The organism is Phenylobacterium sp., from assembly GCF_036821595.1.
GTDB lineage: Bacteria > Pseudomonadota > Alphaproteobacteria > Caulobacterales > Caulobacteraceae > Phenylobacterium.
Genome location: NZ_DAISJG010000043.1, coordinates 1 through 23,140, shown reverse-complemented (window position 1 = coordinate 23,140; position 23,140 = coordinate 1). Strand labels below are relative to the sequence as shown.

At 68.7% G+C, this 23,140-nt stretch carries 19 protein-coding genes, 1 tRNA gene and 1 pseudogene; 2 read left to right on the top strand and 19 right to left on the bottom strand.

Features of this window, described 5'->3' with window-relative positions; genetic code table 11:
* A pseudogene (locus V7Z97_RS15430) lies at window positions 1–465 on the top strand (hypothetical protein); the annotation flags it as partial.
* Between the two features lie 12 nt (window positions 466–477).
* Here V7Z97_RS15430 and V7Z97_RS15425 read toward each other — a convergent pair.
* The 17 genes from V7Z97_RS15425 to V7Z97_RS15345 form a co-directional block, all read right to left on the bottom strand.
* On the bottom strand, window positions 478–1,593 hold the full coding sequence (locus V7Z97_RS15425; protein ID WP_334164324.1) for a ferritin-like domain-containing protein: 1,116 nt from the start codon (window positions 1,591–1,593) through the stop codon (window positions 478–480).
* A 119-nt stretch (window positions 1,594–1,712) separates the two neighbouring features.
* A complete protein-coding gene (locus tag V7Z97_RS15420; protein ID WP_334164323.1) occupies window positions 1,713–2,042 on the bottom strand; it encodes a TFIIB-type zinc ribbon-containing protein in 330 nt (109 codons plus the stop codon).
* Window positions 2,043–2,089: 47 nt separating this feature from the next.
* Complete coding sequence (locus tag V7Z97_RS15415; protein WP_334164322.1) at window positions 2,090–4,036, bottom strand: alpha/beta hydrolase family protein; 1,947 nt, start codon at window positions 4,034–4,036, stop codon at window positions 2,090–2,092.
* 142 nt (window positions 4,037–4,178) lie between these two features.
* The gene (gene rpoC / locus V7Z97_RS15410) at window positions 4,179–8,375 is read right to left on the bottom strand and encodes a DNA-directed RNA polymerase subunit beta' (protein ID WP_334164321.1); all 4,197 of its coding nucleotides are present in this window, start codon (window positions 8,373–8,375) and stop codon (window positions 4,179–4,181) included.
* Window positions 8,376–8,466: 91 nt separating this feature from the next.
* Window positions 8,467–12,537: a DNA-directed RNA polymerase subunit beta gene (gene rpoB, locus V7Z97_RS15405; protein WP_334164320.1), complete on the bottom strand. Its 4,071-nt coding sequence runs from the start codon at window positions 12,535–12,537 to the stop codon at window positions 8,467–8,469.
* Between the two features lie 449 nt (window positions 12,538–12,986).
* Window positions 12,987–13,790 carry a sterol desaturase family protein gene (locus V7Z97_RS15400; RefSeq protein ID WP_334164319.1) on the bottom strand — a complete coding sequence of 268 codons (804 nt, stop codon included), beginning with the start codon at window positions 13,788–13,790 and terminating at the stop codon, window positions 12,987–12,989.
* A 90-nt stretch (window positions 13,791–13,880) separates the two neighbouring features.
* Entirely contained in the window at window positions 13,881–14,957 is a 1,077-nt protein-coding gene (locus V7Z97_RS15395; protein WP_334164318.1) for an AraC family transcriptional regulator, read from the bottom strand.
* Between the two features lie 81 nt (window positions 14,958–15,038).
* Window positions 15,039–15,425, bottom strand: a complete 387-nt coding sequence (gene rplL, locus V7Z97_RS15390) for a 50S ribosomal protein L7/L12 (RefSeq protein WP_334164317.1) — start codon at window positions 15,423–15,425, stop codon at window positions 15,039–15,041.
* 45 nt (window positions 15,426–15,470) lie between these two features.
* Window positions 15,471–15,986 (bottom strand): 50S ribosomal protein L10, encoded by a 516-nt coding sequence (gene rplJ, locus V7Z97_RS15385; RefSeq protein WP_334164316.1) that lies wholly within the window; start codon window positions 15,984–15,986, stop codon window positions 15,471–15,473.
* 295 nt (window positions 15,987–16,281) lie between these two features.
* Window positions 16,282–17,106, bottom strand: a complete 825-nt coding sequence (locus V7Z97_RS15380; protein ID WP_334164315.1) for an enoyl-CoA hydratase-related protein — start codon at window positions 17,104–17,106, stop codon at window positions 16,282–16,284.
* 4 nt (window positions 17,107–17,110) lie between these two features.
* Window positions 17,111–17,611, bottom strand: a complete 501-nt coding sequence (locus tag V7Z97_RS15375) for a GNAT family N-acetyltransferase (protein ID WP_334164314.1) — start codon at window positions 17,609–17,611, stop codon at window positions 17,111–17,113.
* A complete protein-coding gene (locus V7Z97_RS15370; protein ID WP_334164313.1) occupies window positions 17,612–18,676 on the bottom strand; it encodes a hypothetical protein in 1,065 nt (354 codons plus the stop codon).
* A gap of 119 nt (window positions 18,677–18,795) precedes the next feature.
* On the bottom strand, window positions 18,796–19,488 hold the full coding sequence (gene rplA, locus V7Z97_RS15365) for a 50S ribosomal protein L1 (RefSeq protein ID WP_334164312.1): 693 nt from the start codon (window positions 19,486–19,488) through the stop codon (window positions 18,796–18,798).
* Between the two features lie 4 nt (window positions 19,489–19,492).
* Window positions 19,493–19,924, bottom strand: a complete 432-nt coding sequence (gene rplK, locus V7Z97_RS15360; RefSeq protein ID WP_325458055.1) for a 50S ribosomal protein L11 — start codon at window positions 19,922–19,924, stop codon at window positions 19,493–19,495.
* 319 nt (window positions 19,925–20,243) lie between these two features.
* Entirely contained in the window at window positions 20,244–20,807 is a 564-nt protein-coding gene (gene nusG / locus V7Z97_RS15355) for a transcription termination/antitermination protein NusG (RefSeq protein ID WP_325458054.1), read from the bottom strand.
* A gap of 4 nt (window positions 20,808–20,811) precedes the next feature.
* The gene (gene secE, locus V7Z97_RS15350; protein ID WP_334164311.1) at window positions 20,812–21,114 is read right to left on the bottom strand and encodes a preprotein translocase subunit SecE; all 303 of its coding nucleotides are present in this window, start codon (window positions 21,112–21,114) and stop codon (window positions 20,812–20,814) included.
* Between the two features lie 77 nt (window positions 21,115–21,191).
* Window positions 21,192–21,267 (bottom strand) — tRNA-Trp (locus tag V7Z97_RS15345).
* 195 nt (window positions 21,268–21,462) lie between these two features.
* Here V7Z97_RS15345 and V7Z97_RS15340 point away from each other — a divergent pair.
* Window positions 21,463–21,672, top strand: a complete 210-nt coding sequence (locus tag V7Z97_RS15340) for a hypothetical protein (RefSeq protein WP_334164310.1) — start codon at window positions 21,463–21,465, stop codon at window positions 21,670–21,672.
* On the opposite strand, the gene V7Z97_RS15335 is transcribed toward V7Z97_RS15340, so the two are convergent.
* Window positions 21,669–21,992 (bottom strand): hypothetical protein, encoded by a 324-nt coding sequence (locus V7Z97_RS15335; protein WP_334164309.1) that lies wholly within the window; start codon window positions 21,990–21,992, stop codon window positions 21,669–21,671. The genes V7Z97_RS15340 and V7Z97_RS15335 overlap by 4 nt on opposite strands.
* Window positions 21,993–22,197: 205 nt before the next feature.
* Entirely contained in the window at window positions 22,198–23,034 is an 837-nt protein-coding gene (locus V7Z97_RS15330; RefSeq protein ID WP_334164308.1) for a hypothetical protein, read from the bottom strand.
* Window positions 23,035–23,140: the final 106 nt, after the last annotated feature.

Below are 23,140 nucleotides of genomic sequence, written 5' to 3'. Positions count from 1 at the left end.
CCGGAGGAGCCGCGCGCGGCCGCGCCGGCCCCGGCCGCGGGCGAGCGGCGCGGCGGCTTCCACCCCGCCCCGCTCCCCGAGGGGCCCAAGGACCAGCTGCGCACCGTCCTGCGCCGCAGCGACGTGGGCTGCGCCAACACCGCCGCCGTGGGCCTGAACCGGCGCGAGCGGGAGGCGTGCGACGAGCGGCTCGGCAAGGGCGCCAAGGACGCCCCCTTCATCCATCCGGGCCTGGGGATGAGCCGGGCCAGGCGGGCGGAACTCGACGCCGCAGCCGCCGCCCGCGAGGCGCGGGTCGCCGTCCAGGGACGCCCGGTAAGCCCGCCCGTGGGCCTGCCGGACCCGCAGGGGAACACTTACGACGGCGAGCCGCACATCACCGGGGCCGGCGAGAGCCTGTTCGGCCAGGCGAACCCTCCGCCCAGCAAGCGGGCGGCAAGGCGGCTGGACGGCCTGCCGCCCTGAGCTGCCCCCGGGCTAGGCCGCGATGCCGGTCTTCTTCTTCAGCGGCGCCTCGAGGGTCGCCCAGTCGATCATGCCGTCGTTCTGCAGGTTCTCGAACTCGAGCACGCCGAGCTCCTCGAACTTGGGCCGGATCTTCTCGGTGAGCAGGCCCACGCGCTTCAGGTTCGGGATCATCCGCTCGAACAGGAACTTGCGGAACGCCGCCCCGCCCTGGCTGGCGTTGTTGATCTCCAGCGCCTCCTCCGTGGTGAAGCCGAACTCCTCGGCCACGGTGGTGGAGACCAGGCGGTTGCGCATGACCACGCAGGCCTCGTAGGCGAACTGGGCGCGCTCCTCGATCTCCTCCTCGGGCAGGGCGCGGATCCAGTCCTCCAGGTAGTTCACGCCGAAGGCCACGTGGCGGCCCTCGTCGCGCATGACCAGCTCCAGCACGTCGCGCAGCACGGGGTCCTTCGTCTGCTCCCGGATGGTCTGGAAGGCGGCCAGCGCCAGGCCCTCGATGAGGATCTGCATGCCGATGAACTTCAGGTCCCAGCGCTCGTCGGTGAGCACCTTGTCGAGCAGGAACTTCAGGTTCGGGTTGATGGGGTAGATCATCCGGCACCGCTCCATCAGGTAGCGGTGGAAGACCTCCACGTGGCGCGCCTCGTCGAAGGTCTGGGAGGCGGCGTAGAGCTTGGCGTCGTGGGTGGGCGCGCAGCTGACCAGCTGGGAGGCGACCATCAGGGCCCCCTGCTCCCCATGCAGGAACTGCGACAGGGTCTGGGCCTGGGAGCGGGCGGCGAACTCGCGCTTCTGCTCGGGGGTCAGCTTCTGCCACTTGGGATGCTGGGCGAAGCCCTCCGGCCCCTCCTGGGCGGCGGCCGCGGCGGCGGCGTCGGCGGGAATGGCCTGGCTCCAGTCCACGTCCAGCTCGGCGTTCCAGTTGAACCGCTTGCCGAGCTCGTAGAGCCGCCGGATCCGGGAGTTCGCCGCCTCGTAGTCCCAGTTGTAGGAGCCGGTCAGCGGGGTCCGGAAGATCTCCCGGATCACCTCGACGTCGTGGTCGGTCAGCCGGTGGGCGAGGTCGTCCTCGTCGAAGGTCTGGACCTCGGTCGGCGGTCCCTCGACCACGTGCACGTTCAGCATGGCGTTCGTTCCTTCCCTTGTCCCGGCGCTTGCAGGACGTCAGAAAGGATAAAAAATGACGGGGGCGTCATCTTTGACATCGGTCAAACGCCCCCGCCCGTTCCGGCCAGGCGCGGCCGTCAGTCGAAGATGTCGAAGATGTCGAACTTCTTCTTCTTTTTCCGGTAGTGGTAGTCGTCGTCGTACCGGTAGCGGCCGTGCTGGCTGTCGTAGGGATGGCGCTGCTTCCAGGCGTCCGGATTGCGGTGGAACTCCTGCACTTCCCGGTCGAAGCGCTGGACGTCCTGCTGCTGGGCGGCGCGCTCCTCGCGGGTCCCCTCCAGCAGCTTCTCCAGTTCGCCGCGGTCCAGCCAGACCCCGCGGCAGGTGGGGCAGATGTCGATCTCCACGCCGCCGCGGTTCACGTTCTGCATCGAGGTGTTGTCGTTCGGGCAAAGCAGCAGGGGCACCGGGGGTTTCCTCCGTTAGGGCTCCGCCTGATCTAGGGAGCCTGCCCTCAGTTCGCCACCGGCAGGTTCTTGGCCAGGAACGCCTCGATCGCCTCCAGCATGCGCGTGCGGTTGGCGGCCTTGGTGAAGTAGTGGTTCTCGTCCGTCAGGATCATCAGCTCGTGCGGCTTGCCGGCGGCCTTGAGCGCCTCGGCCATCCGCTCGGACTGCGCCGCCTGGACGACGGTGTCCTTGTCGCCGTGGATCAGCAGGACGGGCGCGCGCACGGCGGCGGCGTTCCGGGCCGGCGACATGGCGACGAGCCTGGTCTTGTCGGCGGCCCCCAGTTCATCGCGCAGTTCCTCCATGCCGGCGGACTCCCGGCCGTAGAGGCGGTTCTCCTCGAGGATCAGCTGGCCGAGGTCGGAGATGCCGGCGATCGAGACGGCGCAGCGGTAGGCGTCCGGGTGCAGGGTCGCGCCCGCGAGCGCCGCATAGCCGCCGAAGCTCGCCCCGACGATGCAGACCCGCGAGGCGTCGATCTCGCCGGTGGCGGCCGCAGCCGCCACGCCGTCGACGAGGTCGGTCTGCATCTTGCCGCCCCACTCCCCGCGCCCGGCCTTGCGGAAGGCGTCGCCGAAGCCCCAGGAGCCGCGGAACTGAGGCTGCAGCACGGCATATCCGCGGGTCGCCAGGAACTGGGCCAGGTAGTCGAAGTCGTAGGTGTCCCGCGTCTCCGGTCCGCCGTGCGGCAGGACGATCAGGGGGCGCTTGGCGCCTGCCGGCGCCGAGCCGGGCGGCAGGGTCAGATAGGCGGGGATCTCCAGGCCGTCGCGCGCCTTGTAGGTGATCCAGCGGGTCTTGCCGAGTTCGGCGCCCTTCAGCTCCGGATAGGCCTCGGCCAGGGGCGAGACCTCCTTGCGGGCCTTGTCGTAGAGATACCAGACGTCCGGCGCGTTCGGCCCGCCCACCCGGGCGATGAAGCGGTTCCGATCCGCCGACCAGCCCGCCATCTCCACGGACTTGCCCTTGAAGGCTCGCGAGAGCAGGCCGTGGGCCGCGCCCACGTCCGGATCAAGCCAGCGGACGGCCGGCATCTCCAGGCCGCTCGAGACGCCGACCGCGGTCCTGCGGTGCTCGTCCCAGACGAGACTAAGCGACGGCGCGCTATCGGCGAACTTCTCAACGGTCCCGTCGGCCAGCCGCTTCCGGACCAGGCCCTGGTCGGTCATCAGGTACACGGCCTGGTCCGCCTCGGAGTAGCCGTAGTAGTCGCGGCGGCTCTCGAAGTCGGCGCCTGCATGGACGACGGCCCACTGGCTCTTGCCGGGTGGCCGGCCGTAGATCGAGAAACGGTCGTTGATGCTGTCGATGTCGAGGCGCACCCGCGCCTCGCCGGCGCTGTCGACCTCGAAGTTCGCGGTGTCGACGTCGCCCTTCTGGACCAGCTTGCCCTGGCCGTTGGCCGGATCGACGCTCCAGACGGAGAAGGATTCTCCGGCGTCCTTCTTCTTCATGCGGCTGTCCATGGTCCCCGCCGCGCCAGTCGACGCGGCCAGGTCCAGGACCAGCGCCCGGGGCGGGTTCGAGGTCACGCCCAGCAAGGGCTGCGTCGCCATGTAGGACCCGGAAATGCGGTTGTCGAAGAAGCGCGAGACCGCCTTGGCCTCGGGCGTCACCGCGATGTAGCGCTCAAGCCGGTAGCTGCGCTTGGCGTCGACCTTCTCCCAGTAGGCGATCTTGGCCAGGACATAGGCGTCGCCAGCCCAGGTGAGGTTCACCACCTCCACGTCGCCGAGCTGCAGGATCGGCAGGCCGGGCTGGTCGATGGTGGCGATGGAGAGGATCCGCTGGTCGGCCGCGCCGCCGAGGATCGCGATCTTCTGCCCGCTGGGCGAAAGCTCGGCGTCGACGACGGCCGGGATGCGGCCGAAGGCGGAGGCCGGCGGCGGCGCGGCCTGGACCGAGGCAGCCGAAATGAGCGCCGCCGCAGCGGTCGAGACGAACAGACGCAAGTGAAAACCCCCCGAGACCCGAACGCCCCCGCGTCCGCGGTCCATGCAACTGCGGGTGGAAGGCGCCGTCAAGTGTTCCGGGCACAAACGAAACGGCCCGGGATCGCTCCCGGGCCGCTCGCTAGTTCGACTGGCGTGGAGGCTAGGACTCGACGCGCTCGGCTTCCTCCGCCTCGACGGCGATGGCTTCCGGCAGCGGCTCCATGGCCTCCTCGCGGCTCTGCGTGAGGGCCTCGTCGCGCTTGGCGGCGATGCGCTGCAGGTTGCGCAGATAGGAGCCCGTGCCCGCCGGGATGAGCCGGCCCACGATCACGTTCTCCTTCAGGCCCTCCAGGGTGTCGATCTTGCCCTGGACGGACGCCTCGGTGAGGACGCGGGTGGTCTCCTGGAACGAGGCCGCGGAGATGAAGCTGCGGGTCTGCAGCGACGCCTTCGTGATCCCGAGCAGGACCGGCTGGGTGAGCGCCGGGCGGCCGCCACGGGCCTCCGCCTTGGCGTTCTCCTCGTCCACCTCGATCTTGTCGAGGTGGTCGCCCTTGAGCAGGCCGGTGTCGCCGGGCTCCAGGATCTCCACCTTCTGCAGCATCTGACGGACGATCGTCTCGATGTGCTTGTCGTTGATGGGCACGCCCTGGAGTCGGTAGACCTCCTGGATCTCGTTGACCAGGAAGTCGGCCAGCGCCTCGATCCCCTGGATGCGCAGGATGTCGTGCGGATCCGGGTTGCCGTCGATGATGTACTCGCCCTTGCGGATCACGTCCCCGTCGTGGACGGCGATGTGCTTGCCCTTCGGGATCAGGAACTCGACCGCCTCGCCACCGTCTTCCGGGGTGATCTTGATGCGGCGCTTGTTCTTGTAGTCCCGGCCGAACTCGACCCGGCCGTCCATCTCGGCGATGACCGCGCAGTCCTTCGGACGCCGCGCTTCGAAGAGCTCCGCCACCCGCGGCAGACCGCCGGTGATGTCGCGCGTCTTGGCGCTTTCGGTCGGGATCCGCGCCATCACCTCGCCGGGCTTCACATCGTCGCCGTCACCGACGGAGAGAATGGCGCCCACGGGCAGCAGGTAGCGGGCCTCGCCGCCGTTGGAGATGCGCTTGTAGGCGCCGTCCTCACCGATGACCGCCATGGCCGGACGCAGGTCCGAGCCCTTGGTGGACGCGCGCCAGTCGATGACGACGCGGTTGGAGATGCCGGTGGCCTCGTCGGCTTCCTCGCGGACCGAGAAGTTGTCCACCAGGTCCTCGAACCGCACGCGGCCGCCGACCTCGGTGATGATCGGGGTGGTGTACGGGTCCCACTCGGCCAGGCGCTGGCCGCGCTTGACCTTCTCGCCGTCCTTCACCCGCAGGCGGGCGCCGTACGGCGGCTTGTAGGATTCGCGGTCCTTGCCGTCGACCTGCACCGTGAGCTGCAGGTTGCGGCTCATGCCGATCAGGTGGCCCTCGGCGTTGGTCACCGTGTTGCCGCCCGAGATCCGCACCACGCCCTCGTTGGCGCTTTCGAAGAACGACTGCTCGGCCACCTGGGCGGTGCCGCCGATGTGGAAGGTCCGCATCGTAAGCTGGGTGCCCGGCTCGCCGATCGACTGGGCGGCGATAACGCCCACGGCCTCGCCGATGTTCACCGGCGTGCCGCGCGCAAGGTCACGGCCGTAGCAGGCGCCGCAGACCCCGTTCTTGGCCTCGCAGGTCAGCACCGAGCGGACCTTCACGGACTGGACGCCCGCGGTCTCGATCAGCTCGATCATGTTCTCGTCGAGGTAGGTGTCGGCCGGCACGATCACGTCGCCGCCGCCCGGCTCCTTCACGTCCTCGGCCGCGAAACGGCCCAGGATGCGCTGGCCGAGCGAGACCAGCACGTCACCGCCCTCGACCACGGCCCGCAGGGTGATGCCCCGGGTGGTGCCGCAGTCTTCCTCGTTGATGATGCAGTCCTGCGCCACGTCCACCAGACGGCGGGTCAGGTAGCCCGAGTTCGCCGTCTTCAGCGCGGTGTCGGCCAGGCCCTTACGGGCGCCGTGGGTGGAGTTGAAGTACTCCTGGACGGTCAGGCCTTCCTTGAAGTTCGAGATGATCGGCGTCTCGATGATCTCGCCGGACGGCTTGGCCATCAGGCCGCGCATCCCGCCGAGCTGCTTCATCTGGGCCTGCGAGCCCCGGGCGCCCGAGTTGGACATCATGAAGATCGAGTTGATCTCGGCCTGACGCCCGTCCGTCCCGACCGGCGCGGAGGACACCTCGGCCATCATCTCGTCGGCCACCCGGTCGGTCGCCTTCGCCCAGGCGTCGACGACCTTGTTGTACTTCTCGCCCTTGGTGATCAGGCCGTCCGCGTACTGCTGCTCGTACTCTTCCACGAGCTTGCGGGTCTCCTCGACGATCGGCGCCTTGCGGGCCGGGATGACGATGTCGTCCTTGCCGAAGGAGATGCCGGCCTTGGCCGCCTCGCGGAAGCCCAGGCCCATCACCTGGTCGGCGAAGATCACCGTCGCCTTCTGGCCGCAGTGCCGGTAGACGACGTCGATCAGGTTGCCGATCTCCTTCTTGGTGAGGTTCTTCTCCAGAAGGCGGTGGCCCACGGCCGGGTGCTGCGGGAACAGGGCGGCGATCTTCATCCGGCCCGGCGAGGTCTCGATGACCTTGCGGACCAGGTTGCCGTCGGCGTCCATCTCCGTGTGGCGGGCGCGGATCTTCGAGTGCAGGGTCACGACGCCGGCGTCGAGCGCACGCTCGATCTCGCCGAGGTCCGCGAACGCCTTGCCCTCGCCGGGCTCGCCGTCCTTCACCAGCGACAGGTAGTAGAGGCCGAGCACGATGTCCTGCGAGGGCACGATGATCGGCTTGCCGTTGGCGGGCGACAGGATGTTGTTCGTCGACATCATCAGCACGCGCGCTTCCAGCTGGGCTTCCAGCGAGAGCGGCACGTGGACGGCCATCTGGTCCCCGTCGAAGTCGGCGTTGAACGCCGCGCAGACGAGCGGGTGCAGCTGGATCGCCTTGCCTTCGATCAGCTTGGGCTCGAACGCCTGGATGCCCAGGCGGTGGAGGGTCGGCGCGCGGTTCAGCAGCACCGGGTGCTCGCGGATCACCTCGTCGAGGATGTCCCACACCGCCGGCTGCTCACGCTCGACCATGCGCTTGGACTGCTTGACGGTGCCCGACAGGCCCTTGGCGTCCAGGCGCGCGTAGATGAACGGCTTGAACAGCTCGAGCGCCATCTTCTTGGGCAGGCCGCACTCGTGCAGCTTCAGCTCGGGACCCACCACGATGACCGAACGGCCCGAGTAGTCGACGCGCTTGCCGAGCAGGTTCTGGCGGAACCGGCCCTGCTTGCCCTTCAGCATGTCGGCGAGCGACTTCAGTGGCCGCTTGTTGGCGCCGGTGATGACGCGGCCGCGGCGGCCGTTGTCGAACAGGGCGTCGACGGCTTCCTGCAGCATCCGCTTCTCGTTGCGGATGATGATGTCCGGCGCGCGCAGCTCGATGAGGCGCTTCAGGCGGTTGTTCCGGTTGATGACCCGGCGGTAGAGGTCGTTCAGGTCGGAGGTCGCGAAGCGGCCGCCGTCCAGGGGCACCAGCGGGCGCAGTTCCGGCGGGATCACGGGGATCACCGTCAGGATCATCCACTCCGGCTTGTTGCCGCTCTCGAGGAAGCTCTCGATCAGCTTCAGGCGCTTGGACGCCTTCTTCAGCTTCATCTCGGAGGTGGTGGTGACCAGCTCCTCGCGGAGCTTGTCGGCTTCCTTGTTGAGGTCGAGGGCGCGGAGCAGGCCCTGCACCGCCTCGGCGCCGATCTCGGCCGTGAAGCTGTCGTCGCCGAACTCGTCCTGGAAGCGCATGTAGTCGTCTTCCGACAGCAGCTGGTGCTGCTTCAGCGGGGTCAGGCCCGGCTCGGTGACGATGTAGTGCTCGAAGTAGAGCACGCGCTCGACGTCCTTCAGCGCCATGTCCAGCATCAGGGCGATGCGCGACGGCAGCGACTTCAGGAACCAGATGTGGGCGACCGGCGAGGCGAGCTCGATGTGGCCCATGCGCTCACGGCGCACGCGGGCCAGGGTGACCTCGACGCCGCACTTCTCGCAGATGATGCCCTTGTACTTCATCCGCTTGTACTTGCCGCACAGGCACTCGTAGTCCTTGGTGGGACCGAAGATGCGCGCGCAGAACAGGCCGTCACGCTCGGGCTTGAACGTGCGGTAGTTGATGGTCTCGGGCTTCTTGATCTCGCCGAACGACCACGAGCGGATCTTCTCCGGCGAGGCCAGAGCGATACGGATCTGGTCGAAGGTCGGAGCGGCCTGGACCGGATTGAAGATATTCAGGACTTCCTGGTTCATCGGACTTCCAGTTCGTCAGTATTCGTAAGGGCGATGGGGAGGAGCTGACGGGCCCCTCCCCGCCCAATTGCGGACGGCGGTCTTCCCGCGCCTAGCTGTTCTCGAGCTCCACGTTCAGGCCCAGGGAGCGCATCTCCTTGACCAGCACGTTGAAGCTTTCCGGGATGCCAGCTTCGAAGGTGTCGTCGCCGCGGACGATGGACTCGTAGACCTTGGTCCGGCCGGCCACATCGTCGGACTTCACCGTCAGCATTTCCTGCAGGGTGTAGGCGGCGCCGTAGGCTTCCAGAGCCCAGACCTCCATTTCCCCGAACCGCTGGCCGCCGAACTGCGCCTTGCCGCCCAGCGGCTGCTGGGTGACGAGCGAGTACGGGCCGATCGAGCGGGCGTGGATCTTGTCGTCCACCAGGTGGTGCAGCTTCAGCATGTAGATGTAGCCGACGGTCACCGGACGCTTGAAGCGCTCGCCCGACTGGCCGTCGTACAGGTACGACTGGCCGGACCGGTCGAGGCCCGCCTTCTCCAGCAGGTTCTCGATGTCGTCGATGTGGGCGCCGTCGAACACCGGGGTGGCGAAGGGGATGCCCTTCGACAGGTTCCGGGCGAGCTCGACCAGCTCCTCATCCGACTCCGGCAGCTCCACCTCGGGGCCGTAGACGTCGGTCAGGTGCTCGATGAGCGCCTTGCGCTGCCCGCCGTTCTGCCAGGCCTCGAGCAGGCCCTGGACCTGCTTGCCGAGGCCGGCCGCGGCCCAGCCCAGGTGGGTCTCGAAGATCTGGCCGACGTTCATCCGCGAGGGCACGCCCAGCGGGTTCAGAACGATGTCCACCGAGGTGCCGTCTTCCAGGTAGGGCATGTCCTCGATCGGCAGGATCTTGGAGATGACCCCCTTGTTGCCGTGACGGCCGGCCATCTTGTCGCCCGGCTGCAGCTTGCGCTTCACAGCGACGAACACCTTGACCATCTTCATGACGCCGGGCGGCAGCTCGTCGCCGCGCTGCAGCTTGTCGACCTTGTCCTCGAAGCGGCGGTCCAGACGCTTGCGGGCCTCGTCGAACTGGCGGCGCATGGCCTCCAGCTCGCCCATGGCCTTCTCGTCGTCGAGGGCGATCTGCCACCACAGGCCCGGCGCGATCTCCTCCAGCTTGTCGGCGGTGATCTCGCCGCGGCCCAGGCCCTTCGGCCCGGAGACGGCGGTCTTGCCGACCAGCAGCTGGCGCAGACGGCCGGTCATGTTGCGGTTCAGGATCGCGAACTCGTCGTCGCGGTCCTTGCCCAGGCGGTCGATTTCCGACCGCTCGATGGCGAGCGCGCGCTCGTCCTTGTCGACGCCGTGGCGGTTGAAGACGCGGACCTCGACGATGGTGCCGGCCACGCCCGGCGGCAGCCGCAGCGAGGTGTCACGGACGTCGGAGGCCTTCTCGCCGAAGATGGCCCGCAGCAGCTTCTCTTCCGGGGTCATCGGGCTCTCGCCCTTCGGCGTCACCTTGCCGACCAGGATGTCGCCCGGCAGGACCTCGGCGCCGATCGCCACGATGCCCGCCTCGTCGAGGTTGCGGAGCGCTTCCTCGCCGACGTTGGGGATGTCGCGGGTGATCTCCTCCGGACCCAGCTTGGTGTCGCGGGCCATGACCTCGAACTCCTCGATGTGGATCGAGGTGAAGACGTCGTCGCGCACGATCCGCTCGGAGATCAGGATCGAGTCTTCGAAGTTGTAGCCGTTCCAGGGCATGAAGGCGACGAGGGCGTTGCGGCCCAGCGCCAGCTCGCCCAGCTCCGTCGACGGGCCGTCGGCGATCACGTCGCCGGCGGCGATCCGGTCGCCCACGCGCACCAGCGGACGCTGGTTGATGCAGGTGGAGGTGTTGGAGCGCTGGAACTTCTGCAGGCGGTAGATGTCGACGCCCGGCTTGGTGGGGTCGGTCTCTTCCGTCGCGCGGACCACGATCCGGGTGCCGTCGATCTGCTCGACGACGCCCGAGCGGCGGGCCACCACGACCGCGCCGGAGTCCACGGCCACGACGCTCTCCATGCCGGTGCCGACCAGCGGCGCATCCGACTGGATGAGCGGCACGGCCTGCTTCTGCATGTTCGAGCCCATGAGGGCGCGGTTGGCGTCGTCGTTCTCGAGGAACGGAATCAGCGAGGCGGCCACCGAGACGACCTGCTTCGGCGACACGTCCATCAGGTCGACGGTGTCCTTGGCGAGCAGCGAGGGTTCGCCGTTCACGCGGCCGGGGACCAGGTCCTCGACGATCTCACCGCCCTCGAGCTTGATGTTGGCCTGGGCGATGACGTGCTTCGCCTCTTCCATGGCCGACATGTAGACCACCTCGTCGGTGATCTTGCCGTCGCGGATGCGGCGGTACGGGCTCTCGATGAAGCCGTACTTGTTGACCACCGCGTGGGTGGCCAGCGAGTTGATCAGGCCGATGTTCGGGCCTTCCGGCGTCTCGATCGGGCAGATCCGGCCGTAGTGGGTCGGGTGCACGTCGCGGACCTCGAAGCCCGCGCGCTCGCGGGTCAGGCCGCCCGGGCCCAGCGCCGAGAGGCGGCGCTTGTGGGTGATCTCGGACAGCGGGTTCGTCTGGTCCATGAACTGCGACAGCTGCGAGGAGCCGAAGAACTCCCGCACGGCCGCGGCCGCCGGCTTGGCGTTGATCAGGTCGTGCGGCATGACCGTGTCGATGTCGACCGAGCTCATGCGCTCCTTGATCGCGCGCTCCATGCGCAGCAGGCCGACGCGGTACTGGTTCTCCAGCAGCTCGCCCACCGAACGGACCCGGCGGTTGCCGAGGTTGTCGATGTCGTCGATCTCGCCGCGGCCGTCGCGCAGGCCCACCAGGGTCTGCAGCACCGCCAGCACGTCCTCCTTGCGCAGGATGCGCACGTCGTCCGGGCAGTCGAGCTCCAGGCGCATGTTCATCTTCACGCGGCCGACCGAGGAGAGGTCGTAGCGCTCGCCGTCGAAGAACAGGCTCTTGAACATCGCCTCGGCGGCTTCCACCGTCGGCGGCTCGCCCGGGCGCATGACCCGGTAGATGTCGAACAGGGCGTCCTCGCGGGCGGTGTTCTTGTCCACGCGCAGGGTGTTGCGCATGTAGGCGCCGACGGTGACGTCGTCGATGTCGAGCACGTTGAGGCTGGTGAAGCCCTGGGCCTCCAGCGCTTCCAGCAGGGTCGGGTCGAGCTCGTCGCCGGCCTCCGCGTAGATCTCGCCGGTCTCGTAGTTCACGAGGTCGGCGGCCAGGTACTTGCCGGTCAGGGCCTCAGGGGCGAGCAGCAGGGTCTTGAGGCCCGCGTCGGCGAACTTCTTGGCGTTGCGCGCCGAGATCTTGGTGCCGGCCGGGGCCACTTCCTCGCCGGTGTCGGCGTCGACCAGGGCGAACTCCGGCTTCACGCCGCGCCAGCGCTCGGGCTTGTAGGCGGTGGCCCAGCCATCGCCCTTCTTCTCGTAAGCGAGGGTCTCGTAGAAGGTGGAGAGGATCTCCTCCCCGTCCATGCCGAGCGCCATCAGGAAGGTGCTGGCCGGCAGCTTGCGGCGGCGGTCGATGCGGACGTAGACGATGTCCTTGGCGTCGAACTCGAAGTCGAGCCACGAGCCGCGGTAGGGGATCACGCGGGCGGCGAACAGCAGCTTGCCCGAGGCGTGGGTCTTGCCCTTGTCGTGGTCGAAGAAGACGCCCGGCGAGCGGTGCATCTGGGAGACGATGACGCGCTGGGTCCCGTTGACGATGAAGGTGCCCTTCTCCGTCATGAGCGGGATGTCGCCCATGTAGACGTCCTGCTCCTTGATGTCCTTCACGGAGCGGGCGCCGGTCTCCTCGTCGGTCTCGAAGACGATCAGGCGCAGCTTCACCTTCAGCGGCGCGGCATAGGTCATGTCGCGCTGGACGCATTCCTCGACGTCGTACTTCGGCTCCTCGAACTCGTAGGAGACGTACTCGAGCACCGCGCGCTCGTTGAAGTCCTTGATCGGGAAGACCGACTTGAAGACGGCCTCGATGCCCTCGTCCCGGCGCTCGCCCGGACGGACTTCCCGCTGCAGGAACTGCTCGTAGGAAGAACGCTGAACCTCGATCAGGTTCGGCATCTGCACGGCTTCAGGGATGCGGCCGAACGACTTCCGGATCCGCTTCTTACCGGTGAAGGATTGCGCCATTTTGGTCCCTTGAGGACGCGCGGGAACGGAGTCCCGCCGTCGAGCTTTGATATCCTGCGTCCACCCTCGTGCTTCCCGTGGCGGGAAGCCGGACGCTGGAAGGCCCCTGTATCGTCAGGGGCGCCCCCTCGCATGGCCTGAGGGCGGCTGGCCATGCCTCGGAGCAATCACGCGCGAAGAACCGCGTCATCGGAATCGGAAATTTCGCGAAGGAGCCGAAATAGGCCTTTTGGCCCCGGAAGGAAAGCCCCCTTCTGCAACAAAATGGGCGGCGCCGAGTGGAGATCCCGACGCCGCCCTTCTGGTCAGTCCCGGGCATACACCCGGGGGTAGTGCTAGCTTCCGATAGTCTACGCTGGTCGCGTATCCCCCAAACCAGGGAGATCACGCGGAAGTTCCCGCCCGTTCATCGGTGGTTCATCGAAAAAAGCGGCCGAGCTTTGTTTTTCCTATTCGGCGGCCAGGGCCGGGACCCGCGACCCGAAGGGCCGCCAGGCGACCTCGGCATAGCGCTGCCGGTACTGCGGGTGCTCGGTGCCCATCCAGCGGTCCCACCAGGTGAACCAGGCCGCATAGTTCCAGCCCGCCTGGGCGTGGTGCAGGTCGTGGTGGGTGGTGGTGACGATGAAGTCCAGCATCGGGCGCCCGTCGCGCCTGGCCGGCATCAGCTCGTAGCCCGAGTGCAGCAGGGTGTTGGTGACGATCTGGTAGAGCATCACCCACTGCATCGAACCGGAGGCCATGGGGAAGACCATGGGGAAGACCACCACATAGCCGATCAGCAGCAGCGCCTCGCCGACGTCGAAGCTGTAGGCGGTGAACGGCGAGGGGTTGTTGCTGCGGTGGTGGCGGCGGTGGAAGCGGCGGAAGAGCCGGGGATCGTGCATCAGCCGGTGGGCCCAGTAGAACCAGGCGTCCAGGCCGACGATGCCGGCGAGGATCGACACCCAGAACCAGGCGGGCCCCCAGCCGTCGGCGATCCTGCCCAGCGGATAGAAGCCGGCGCGGTACATGAACACCATCAGCACGCCCACCGTGGCGAAGATCGCCATGGAGCGCAGGGAGAACATCAGCTCGACGGCGAGCTGGCGGGCCGGCGGCGTGGCCTCGCGGACCTTCCGCGCCCTCAGGAACGGGCGCAGCGCCACCCACAGCAGCAGCCACACGCCGAAGGTGAAGATCACATAGCGGGTGAGCGTCGGCTCAAGCTCGCGCAGCCAGATCCGGCCGGCGTCGATCAGAAACGCATCCATGGGCGATCCCCTCGCAGTTGGTGAGCGAAGGGAAGCCGAGCCGCCGACCGCGGTCTCGCCGCGGACGGAAGAGCCTCGCCGATTCCGGAATCAGACCGCTTCTTTCAGTTCCGGCGAGCCGCCGTTCAGGGCCTCGCGGCGCCACTCGGTGGGGCTCGCGCCGGTGGCCGCGCGGAACGCCCGGTTGAAGGGGCCGAGCGAGCCGTAGCCCAGGTCGAAGGCGATGGCGGCGACCGTCGTGCGGGCCTCCGCCGGGTCGGCCAGGCGGCGCTTGGCGGCCTCGATGCGGTGGGCGTTCAGGAAGTCGGCGAAGTTGCGGTGGCCGAGCCGGCCGTTGATCAGCCGCCGCAGCCGGTGCTCGGGCACGTCGAGATCGCGGGCCAGGGCCCCGATCGTCAGCCCCTCGCGCCGCCAGCCGCCGCCGGACATCAGGGCCTCGAGCTTCTGCAGGGTCAGGCGGTCGGCGGCGTCCGCCCGCGGGTCCGGCGCAGGCTCGGACCGGCGTGGGGCGCCGAACACCGTGGGATCGGGGCGCAGCATGAGGGCCGCGAGCGCCAGGGTCAGCAGGACGAGCAGCAGGCCGCCGTAGGTCCGGCCGACCACGAACTGCAGCCAGACCGGCTCCTGGCTCAGCCGGAAGGCGAAGCCGACGCCGACCTCGAAGACCACGAACAGGCAGGCCAGGCCGAGCAGCAGGCCGCGGAACCGACGGCGCCCCTCCAGCAGGTCTCCCGACCAGCCGCGCAGGATGACGCTGCCGGCGTGGATCGCCAGGAGCGCGGAGACGGCGTTGCGGGTCCACCAGAGCCAGTCGCGCAAAGGCGGTTCGACCGCGCCCATCACCAGACCCGCGACGAGCAGCGCGGCGGCCGGCGCGAGCGTCAGCGGCGTCACCTTCATGTCCGCGAACACGACGAGCACGAACAGCCAGAACAGGCCCGCCACCGCGCAGGCGGCGACATAGACCGGCCCGGGCGCGCCGAGGGCCATCTTGAGGGGGTAGGATTCGTCGATCATCCAGCCGACCACCGCCAGGCTGAACAGGGTGGCGGCGACCTTCACCTCGCGCCTCAGCCCGCTGCGCAGGATCCCGACCATGACGATCAGGGTGAGGCCGGCGGCCAAGCCGTGCACGAAGGCGCTGACCAGGGCGGCGGAGTCGGTCATGGGTGGAGCCTAGCACAAAGAAAAAGGGCCGGAGGTCGCCCCCCGGCCCTTTCGCAGAGACTTCGAATCCGAAGCTCCGGCTTACTTCACCTGGACGGAGGCGCCGGCTTCTTCGAGCTTCTTCTTGATCTCTTCCGCTTCCTGCTTGGAAACGTTTTCCTTCACGTTCTGCGGAGCGCCTTCGACGAGGTCCTTGGCTTCCTTCAGGCCGAGGTCCGGACGGACGGCGCGGACTTCCTTGATCACGTTGATCTTCTTGTCGCCACCGGCGGTCAGAACAACGGTGAACTCGGTTTGCTCTTCGGCGGCTTCGGCCGGAGCCGCGCCACCGGCGCCCGGAGCGGCGGCCACGGCCACCGGAGCGGCGGCGGAAACGCCCCACTTCTCTTCGAGCAGCTTGGAGAGCTCGGCGGCTTCCAGAACGGTCAGGGCGGACAGGTCGTCCACGAGCTTTTGCAGGTCGGCCATTTCAGTTGGTCCTTACGTAGATTGGGGTTGTCGGGAAGATGACGATCAGGCGGCGTCTTTGGTCGCGTACGCGTTGAAGACGCGCGCCAGCTGGCCGGCCGGAGCCTGCAGGACGCCCGCGACCTTGGTCGCCGGGGCCTGGAGGAGGCCGATGATCTTGCCACGGAGCTGGTCGAGCGAAGGCAGCGACGCGAGCGCCGTCACCGAAGCCTTGTCCAGCACCTGCTGACCCATGAAGCCGCCGACAACGGTGAACTTGTCGTTGTCCTTGGCGTACTGGGTCGCGACCTTGGCGGCGGAGACGGGGTCCGGCGCGAAGGCGATGGCGACGGGACCCTTGAAGAGGCTGTCGCCCGCTTCGCCGATCGCACCGTCCAGAGCCTTCTGGGCCAGAGTGTTCTTCACCACCTTCAGCTGGGCGCCCTGCTCACGCAGACGGCCCCGCAGATCGGTCATTTCCGCAACGGTCAGACCCATGTAGTGGGTCACGACCACGGCGCCGGCAGCCGCGAATTCGCCCTTGAGCGATTCGATGGCTTCCTGCTTTTGAGCGCGGTCCATTGCGGTCTCCATACTCAGGTTCGACCCGCGCGAGAGTGCGCGAGCCGGTAAGCTGCCTGTCGAGTGAGAGAAGCCGCAGCCACGCGCCCGGGCCGTTCGGCTGGGTCGCGGAACTTGATCTTCCCGTCTCCCGGCGGCCGAAGGAGGGCTCTCCTTCGCGTTATGGCTCCAGGCGGCCCCTGGATCCCCGCAGTTCTCTGACAGGTTCAGGGGCGTCCGGAGACACCCCTGCCCTCGCCGGGCCCCGGAGGGACCGACGTGAAGGCGCGGCTCATACACGAAGCGGACGGCGGACTCAACCGCCCCACTTCGGCGGGCGCTTCTCCATCCAGGCCTTCACGCCTTCCTTGTAGTCCGGCTCGCGGGCCATCCGCTCCAGCAGGGCTTCGGCGGCGCGCACCGATCCGGCCGCGTCGCGGTGCAGGTCGCGGTAGATCTGGCGCTTGGTCTCCCGGGCCGAGCCCGGGGCGACGGTGCGGGCCAGATGGCTGGCGTAGGCCAGCGCCTCGTCCATCAGGCGGTCGGCCGGGACGATCCGGTTCAGGAAACCCATGGCCATCGCCTCCTCGGCCGTGAACACCCGGCTGGAGAGCAGGATGTCGTTGGCGTGGGTGAGCCCCACGATCCTCGGCAGCACCCAGGAGAGGCCGAACTCGGCGGGAAAGTTGAAGCGGCCATGGGCGGCCGTGAACTTGACCCCCGGCGCGCAGAACCGCAGGTCGGCGAAGGCCGCCAGCACCAGCCCCACCCCGGCCGCGGCGCCGTTGATGGCGGCCAGGATCGGCTTGCCGATCCCGAAGTGGTAGGCGAACGCCGCGTCGAAGGCCGGATCGACGCCAAAGCCGGGCTCGGCGATGTCCTGCGGCGTGCCGGGATCGTAGCCGCCCTTCTCCGAGTCGCCCTCCAGCGCCTGCAGGTCGGCGCCGGCGCAGAAGGCCTGGCCCTCCGGGTCGCCGGTCACCACGATCACCCGCACGGCCGGGTCGCGGTCGGCCTCGCCCAGGATCCAGCGGTATTCGGTGTGCATCCGCCCGGTCCAGGCGTTGCGCCGCTTCGGGCGGGCGAGCGTCACGACGGCGACGCCGTCCTCGATCGCGTAGTGGGTGGCCTTGAGCTCCATCGCCCTACCCTGCCACGGACAGCCGCAGGACGGGACCGTTCCAGTGGGCGTCGTCGCGGTCCAGCGCCTCGACGGTGCCGGCCGTCGTCGCGACCTGCAGCCAGAAGGCCTGGGCCGCCAGGTTGCGCCGGGCCACGGCGATCTCCCAGAGCCCCAGCCGGGACCTCAGGACCGCGAGCGCCGCGGCGCGGCCGACGCCCTCGCGCCGGTAGGGCCGGCCGACGAAGAACTCGCCCATGTTGAAGTCGCAGGGGAGGCCCGAATGGCCCTCGCGGTTGATCAGGACGAAGCCCGCGATCCGCCCCCCGGCGCGGATCAGCAGGGCCTCGCCGCCCGGCGCGTCCCAGTAGGCGTCCAGCGGCGGATAGCGACCGAAGCGGCCGTCCTCCTGGAAGTCCGCCTGCCGGGTGGTCCAGAACTCCGCGAAGTCGTGGACATAGAACTGGAAGAGGTTGGCGATCACCTCGCGCCGCTCGGACCCGCAGGGCTCCAACTCGACCGCCATTCAGTAGAGCGGCTCGAAGCCGAACACCCAGGGCGTGTCGGTGTCGACGCGGATCTTCACCGCCTTCAGCTCCGGCGCGCCATAGACCTGCAGCCGGGTGATGTTGCCGTAGAGCGGCGGCTTGGCCTCGCCCTGGCTGACCATGAACGGGCGGTCGATGACCAGGTCGTGGAAGTCGCCGTTGATCAGCAGCACCGGCCTGCCGAACTTCGCCGCCTCGTCGCGGATGGCGAAGACCGTCCAGTAGAAGGGTCCGTCGGTCCCGCCGCGCAGCGCCTTGCCGGTGAAGTCGCCGCCCTCGCCTTCCACGAACAGGCCGGCCTGCAGGGCCAGCACCACGGCCTTGGCGTTCTTCGCCTTCGCCTCGGCGAAGGCCGCCCTGATCCACTCGACATTGGCGCGGTTGCGGGCCACCGCCTCGCGCAGGCGGACCTCGTCGTTCAGCGTCACCCCGTTGCCGGAGCCGGGCACGCTGAGGGTGGCGAAGACCACGCCGCCCCGCTCCCATCGGGTGTTCTCCGCCGTTGGGGTGTCGGGCATGACGTCGGTCTGGCGGACCAGCGGCATGGTCCGCCCGCCCAGGCTCTGCGGCCGGCCGAAGTAGGTCCCGCGGATGGTCCTGAGACTGGCCAGCGGGTCGGCGAAACCGCGGCTCTCCCAGACCCCGTCGAAAGAACGCAGGGGCAGGAGCAGGCCGAGGTCCTGCGGCGTCGCCTTGCCGGCCATGTAGCGGTGATAGGCCTCCAGCACCTCCGGCCGACGGCAGTCCACCCATTCGTTGTCGCCGGGGGTGTAGACGACCGGGTGGTCGAACTTGGCGAACTGGGCCAGCACATAGCGGTGGTTGGCCTCGGTGCAGGGCTCCGCGCCCCAGGTGTCGCCCACGTGGATCGAGAAGGCGGGCCTCGCCTGGTTTATCTTCCGGATCAGGGCGTCGTAGACCGGCAGGTCCTGGGGCAGGTTGTAGGCGGTGTCGCCCAGCGCCACGAACTCGAACCGCTCGGCCTTCGCCGGCGCCGCGGCGGCCAGCACGGCGGCGGCCAGAAGACCCAGGAACGCACGCATCACAACGCCCTCCCCTCAGCTCGTGTTGGGGAAGCCTAGCCGAACGGCCGAGCTTGCGGACAAAGAAAAAGGCGCGGGCCTCGCGGCCCGCGCCTCGATCTCTGCGGCGGTCGTCGGGCCTAGGCGGCGCCGAACGAGCCCGTGTCGACCCGCACGCCCGGACCCATGGTCGAGGAGAGGCTGATCTTCTTGATGTAGGTGCCCTTGGCGCCCGACGGCTTGGCGCGGTTCAGGGCCTCGACCATCGCCTTCACGTTGGCCAGCAGCTGCTCCTCGGTGAAGGAGGCCTTGCCGATGCCGGCGTGGATGATGCCGGTCTTCTCGGTGCGGAACTCGATCGAGCCGCCCTTGGCGTCCTTCACGGCCTGGCCGACGTTCGGGGTGACGGTGCCGACCCGCGGGTTGGGCATCAGGCCGCGCGGGCCCAGCACCTTACCCAGACGGCCCACCAGGGCCATCATGTCGGGGGTGGCGATCACCCGGTCGAACTCCATGAAGCCGCCCTGGATGCGCTCCACCAGGTCCTCGGCGCCGACGACTTCGGCGCCGGCGGCCTTGGCTTCCTCGGCCTTGGCGTCCTTGGCGATGACGGCGACGCGGACGTCACGGCCGGTGCCCGACGGCAGGGCCACCACGCCGCGGACCTGCTGGTCGGCGTGACGCGGGTCGACGCCCAGGTTCACCGCGATCTCGACGGTCTCGTCGAACTTGGCGTTGGCGTTGGCCTTCACCAGCTTGACGGCGTCTTCGGGGGTCAGGGTGGCCGAACGGTCGCCGGTCCACTTTTGCATGCGCTTCGGTTGCTTCGCCATGTGCCTAGGCCTCCACGATCTGCAGGCCCATCGAGCGGGCGGAGCCCTCGATGATGCGGGCGGCGGCCTCGACGTCGTTCGCGTTGAGGTCCTTCATCTTCTTCTCGGCGATCTCGCGCAGCTGGGTGCGGGTGATCTTGCCGACCGTCTCGCGGCCGGTCTTGTTGGCGCCGGACTTAATGCCCGCGGCCTGCTTGATGTAGAAGGTCGCCGGCGGGGTCTTGGTGACGAAGGTGAAGGACTTGTCCTGGTAGACCGTGATCACGGTCGGCAGGGGCGTGCCCTTCTGTTCCTTCTCGGTGCGGGCGTTGAACTCCTTGCAGAAGCCCATGATGTTGACGCCGCGCTGGCCGAGCGCCGGCCCGATGGGCGGCGACGGCGTGGCGGAGCCCGCGGGCACCTGCAGCTTGATGTAGCCCAGAATCTTCTTGGCCATCTTTGCTCCTCATGGCCGGAAACCCGGCCGGTTTGAGCCGTGGTGCGAGGTTACGGTGGCCGCCCTCTTCCACGGGTTTGAAATCGCCAGCGAACCGGCGAAGCGCGCGCATGTAGCAGCAACGCCCCTCCGCCACAACCGCAGCCTTGGAATGAACCCTGGAATACACGGACCAGGCGGAAGGGCGCATGGCCAGGCGCGAGGCAGCCGCGCGATCAGCCGTTGGCGTCCTTGAAGACGGCTGCGCCGTCGCGGGGCTGAACGAGAAAGGGCGGCCCCGCGGCACCGCCCTTCCGTGTCTTCCGTGGTTCTTTCGAACCTAGCCGATCTTCTCGACCTGGCCGTATTCGAGCTCGACCGGGGTGGCGCGGCCGAAGATGGAGACGGTGACCCGCAGGCGGGCGCGCTCCTCGTCGACCTGCTCCACCGAGCCGTTGAAGCTCGCGAAGGGGCCGTCGGTGACGCGGACCTGCTCGCCGATCTCGAAGGAGATGGTCGGCTTCGGCCGCTCAACGCCCTCCTCGATGGCGCCGATGATGCGGGCGACTTCCTTTTCGGAGACCGGGATGGGCTTGGAGCCCGAGCCCAGGAAGCCCGTCACCTTCGGGGTGTTCTTGATCAGGTGATAGGCCTCGTCGGTCAGCTCCATCTTCACGAGCACATAGCCCGGGAAGAACTTGCGTTCGGAGTTCACCTTCCGGCCGCGGCGGATCTCCACCACGTCCTCGGTCGGCACCAGGATCTCCGAGAAGTTCTCGTCGAGCCCCTGGGCGTGGGCCTGCTCCTTGATGGACTCCGCCACCTTCTTCTCGAAGTTCGAGTAGGCGTGGACGATGTACCACTTGTGGCGGGGGTTGGATTGCTGTTGGGCGGCTTCGGACATTCGATTACCCCGCGGTCGCCAGGCGGAGGATGAAGGACAGGCCCACCTGAAGGAAGGTGTCCACACCCCAGAAGAAGAGCGCGGCGAGGGTCACCATGATGGCGACCATCACCGAGGTGATCCAGGTCTCCTTGCGGCTCGTCCAGGTGATCTTGCGCGCCTCGGCGCGGACCTCACGGGCGAACTGCGGGATGCTGGTCTTCTTCTTCGGGGCCTGAGCGACGCCCGCGGGCGAGGCCATCGCCGCGGCGGTCTTCGCGGCGCGGTTCCTCATCGCTTGCGGGGTCGAGCCCGGTTTCCTGGCCATGGCGGCGTCTTCAAACTCGTCGTTAGGAGCGGCCCTCGCGGCGCGCCCCGGTTCACTTCACGCGGACATATATAGGGTGGCAGGAGTGGAGGGACTCGAACCCCCGGCCCTCGGTTTTGGAGACCGATGCTCTACCAGCTGAGCTACACTCCTACGACCAGCCCGATTGCGGTCCGGCGCTCCGAACAATGAACAGCGCGCCGGGAAGCGGCTAGGCCTTCCGGCGCGTTCGGCTCATCGCCGGAGCCGGGTCGTGTAGCAGGGAGCCCCCCTTCGGGCAAGGCGGGATCGAAGCGCCGCGCGGGCCGTTTCCCGAGGGAGCCGCAAGGCGAATCCACCGAGGCGAACATGGCCGGCCAGGACATCCAGAAGCAGTACAACCGCGACGAGGACATGAAGCCCGGCCGCCCGCCGCGCCCCTCGCACGAGCCCGGCGGGGCCGAGTCGTCCACCCGCAACGACAAGACCATGACCGATCCGGCCACGGGGGCGCCGCAGGACGGTCCGCCCGCGCGGAACCAGTCAGACGCCGGTCGGTCCGAGGACCTCGACGACTAGTCGGCCGCCGGCGCGGGCGCAGGCGCCGCGCACTGGATGCCCTGGTACTCGACCTTTACGTCGGTGAGCTTCGTCCCGCAGGCCGTCACCTCCCCGGCCGACCGCCCGGTCACCGCCACGGCCACGCCGCGGCTGAGGTCGACGCCGGCGTGGGTGACGTCGTAGGCTTGGCCCTTGGCCGAGATCGTCACGCAGTCGGGTTGCGGCGCCTTGGCGCAGCCGATGGCCACGACCTTCTCGCCCTGGGCCTCGCCGCCGGAGGCCTGGGCGCTGCTCGTCGCCCCGTCGCCGCATCCTATGAGGGCCATCGCCGAAGCCATGGCCGCGAAACTCCCTAATACGCGCATCTTGGTCTTCCTTCGCACACGTCTGCCCGCGCTCGGACGGATCGACTGTGCGCCCCGACTCGGGCGCCGGCAACGGGAATTTCGGCGTTATGTCGAATTGATAAGACGTTGTTTTTCCTGAGGCGGCGCGCAACCCCGCAATGAGGTCTGGCGGCGCGCCACAACGCCGGGTTGCGCGTCAGGACCCCTCGGCGATCCGTACCCGGCCGATGCCCGAGACCGACTTGCGCACCGGACCGGAGACCGACTTGACGCTCACGCCGCCCATGCCAGAGATCGAGGCGTTGAGGGCCCCCACCGGCCCGTCGAACTCTACGCCGCCGATGCCGGAGACGGAGGCGCGCAACGAGCTGGCCCGCCCCGCCGCCACCCGCACCTTGCCGACGCCGGAGACGTCGGCGTTCACCGGCCCGTAGAGCTCGTCGACGCTCACGCCGCCCGCCCCCGACAGCTCGGCGTCCATGCCGTTGCGGATGCGGGTGGCGTGCACGCTGCCGGCCCCGGAGATGTCCACATCCAGGCTCTCGGCCGCCCCCATCCGCACCGAGCCCGCGCCCGATTCCCGGATGGTCGCCCGGCCGGCCACGTCGGCCACGGTCCAGCTCGAGCAGCCGGCGTTGGAGAGACTGACCGAGCGCGACCGGCCGATGACGCCGGAGACCGCGCCGTCGGCGGAGAGCTCGACGTTGCGGGGCGTGCGGATCACCACCTGGGGCGTGTCCGCCCGCGAGACCTCGCCGACGCCGCGGACCCTGATCTTCTGCCGCTCGCCGCGGCCGTGGCAGTCGCGGATGCGCCGGTCGAGGTCGCCGTCGATGACCGTGCGGTCGCCCACCGTGCGGATGGTCAGCGGAAGCCGCGGGTTCGGCGCGGTGACCTCCACCCGCACGTCGCTGCGGTCCTCCGGGATGACGGTGACGCGGGCCACCGCATCCCGGATCTCCACCGAGGCCGCCTGGGCCGCGCCCGCGGACACGCTCGCCGCAACCGCCAGCCCGATCACCTGAATCTTCATCGCCGTCCCTCCAGCCGATGGAGGCGACGCTAGTCCCGCGGCCGGGCGGGGGCAGCTTAAATCGAGGTCATGACTTTCCGGTCATGGGGCGGGGGTGCGGGCAAAG

Coding starts and splice junctions, on each gene's coding strand:
- rplJ (WP_334164316.1), bottom strand. CDS start 15,986: ATGGACCGCGCTCAAAAGCAGGAAGCCATCGAATCGCTCAAGGGCGAA.
- secE (WP_334164311.1), bottom strand. CDS start 21,114: ATGGCCAGGAAACCGGGCTCGACCCCGCAAGCGATGAGGAACCGCGCC.
- rpoC (WP_334164321.1), bottom strand. CDS start 8,375: ATGAACCAGGAAGTCCTGAATATCTTCAATCCGGTCCAGGCCGCTCCG.
- V7Z97_RS15375 (WP_334164314.1), bottom strand. CDS start 17,611: ATGGCGGTCGAGTTGGAGCCCTGCGGGTCCGAGCGGCGCGAGGTGATC.
- rplL (WP_334164317.1), bottom strand. CDS start 15,425: ATGGCCGACCTGCAAAAGCTCGTGGACGACCTGTCCGCCCTGACCGTT.
- V7Z97_RS15340 (WP_334164310.1), top strand. CDS start 21,463: ATGGCCGGCCAGGACATCCAGAAGCAGTACAACCGCGACGAGGACATG.
- V7Z97_RS15335 (WP_334164309.1), bottom strand. CDS start 21,992: ATGGCTTCGGCGATGGCCCTCATAGGATGCGGCGACGGGGCGACGAGC.
- V7Z97_RS15370 (WP_334164313.1), bottom strand. CDS start 18,676: ATGCGTGCGTTCCTGGGTCTTCTGGCCGCCGCCGTGCTGGCCGCCGCG.
- V7Z97_RS15380 (WP_334164315.1), bottom strand. CDS start 17,106: ATGGAGCTCAAGGCCACCCACTACGCGATCGAGGACGGCGTCGCCGTC.
- rplK (WP_325458055.1), bottom strand. CDS start 19,924: ATGGCCAAGAAGATTCTGGGCTACATCAAGCTGCAGGTGCCCGCGGGC.
- rplA (WP_334164312.1), bottom strand. CDS start 19,488: ATGGCGAAGCAACCGAAGCGCATGCAAAAGTGGACCGGCGACCGTTCG.
- V7Z97_RS15330 (WP_334164308.1), bottom strand. CDS start 23,034: ATGAAGATTCAGGTGATCGGGCTGGCGGTTGCGGCGAGCGTGTCCGCG.
- V7Z97_RS15425 (WP_334164324.1), bottom strand. CDS start 1,593: ATGCTGAACGTGCACGTGGTCGAGGGACCGCCGACCGAGGTCCAGACC.
- nusG (WP_325458054.1), bottom strand. CDS start 20,807: ATGTCCGAAGCCGCCCAACAGCAATCCAACCCCCGCCACAAGTGGTAC.
- V7Z97_RS15395 (WP_334164318.1), bottom strand. CDS start 14,957: ATGACCGACTCCGCCGCCCTGGTCAGCGCCTTCGTGCACGGCTTGGCC.
- rpoB (WP_334164320.1), bottom strand. CDS start 12,537: ATGGCGCAATCCTTCACCGGTAAGAAGCGGATCCGGAAGTCGTTCGGC.
- V7Z97_RS15400 (WP_334164319.1), bottom strand. CDS start 13,790: ATGGATGCGTTTCTGATCGACGCCGGCCGGATCTGGCTGCGCGAGCTT.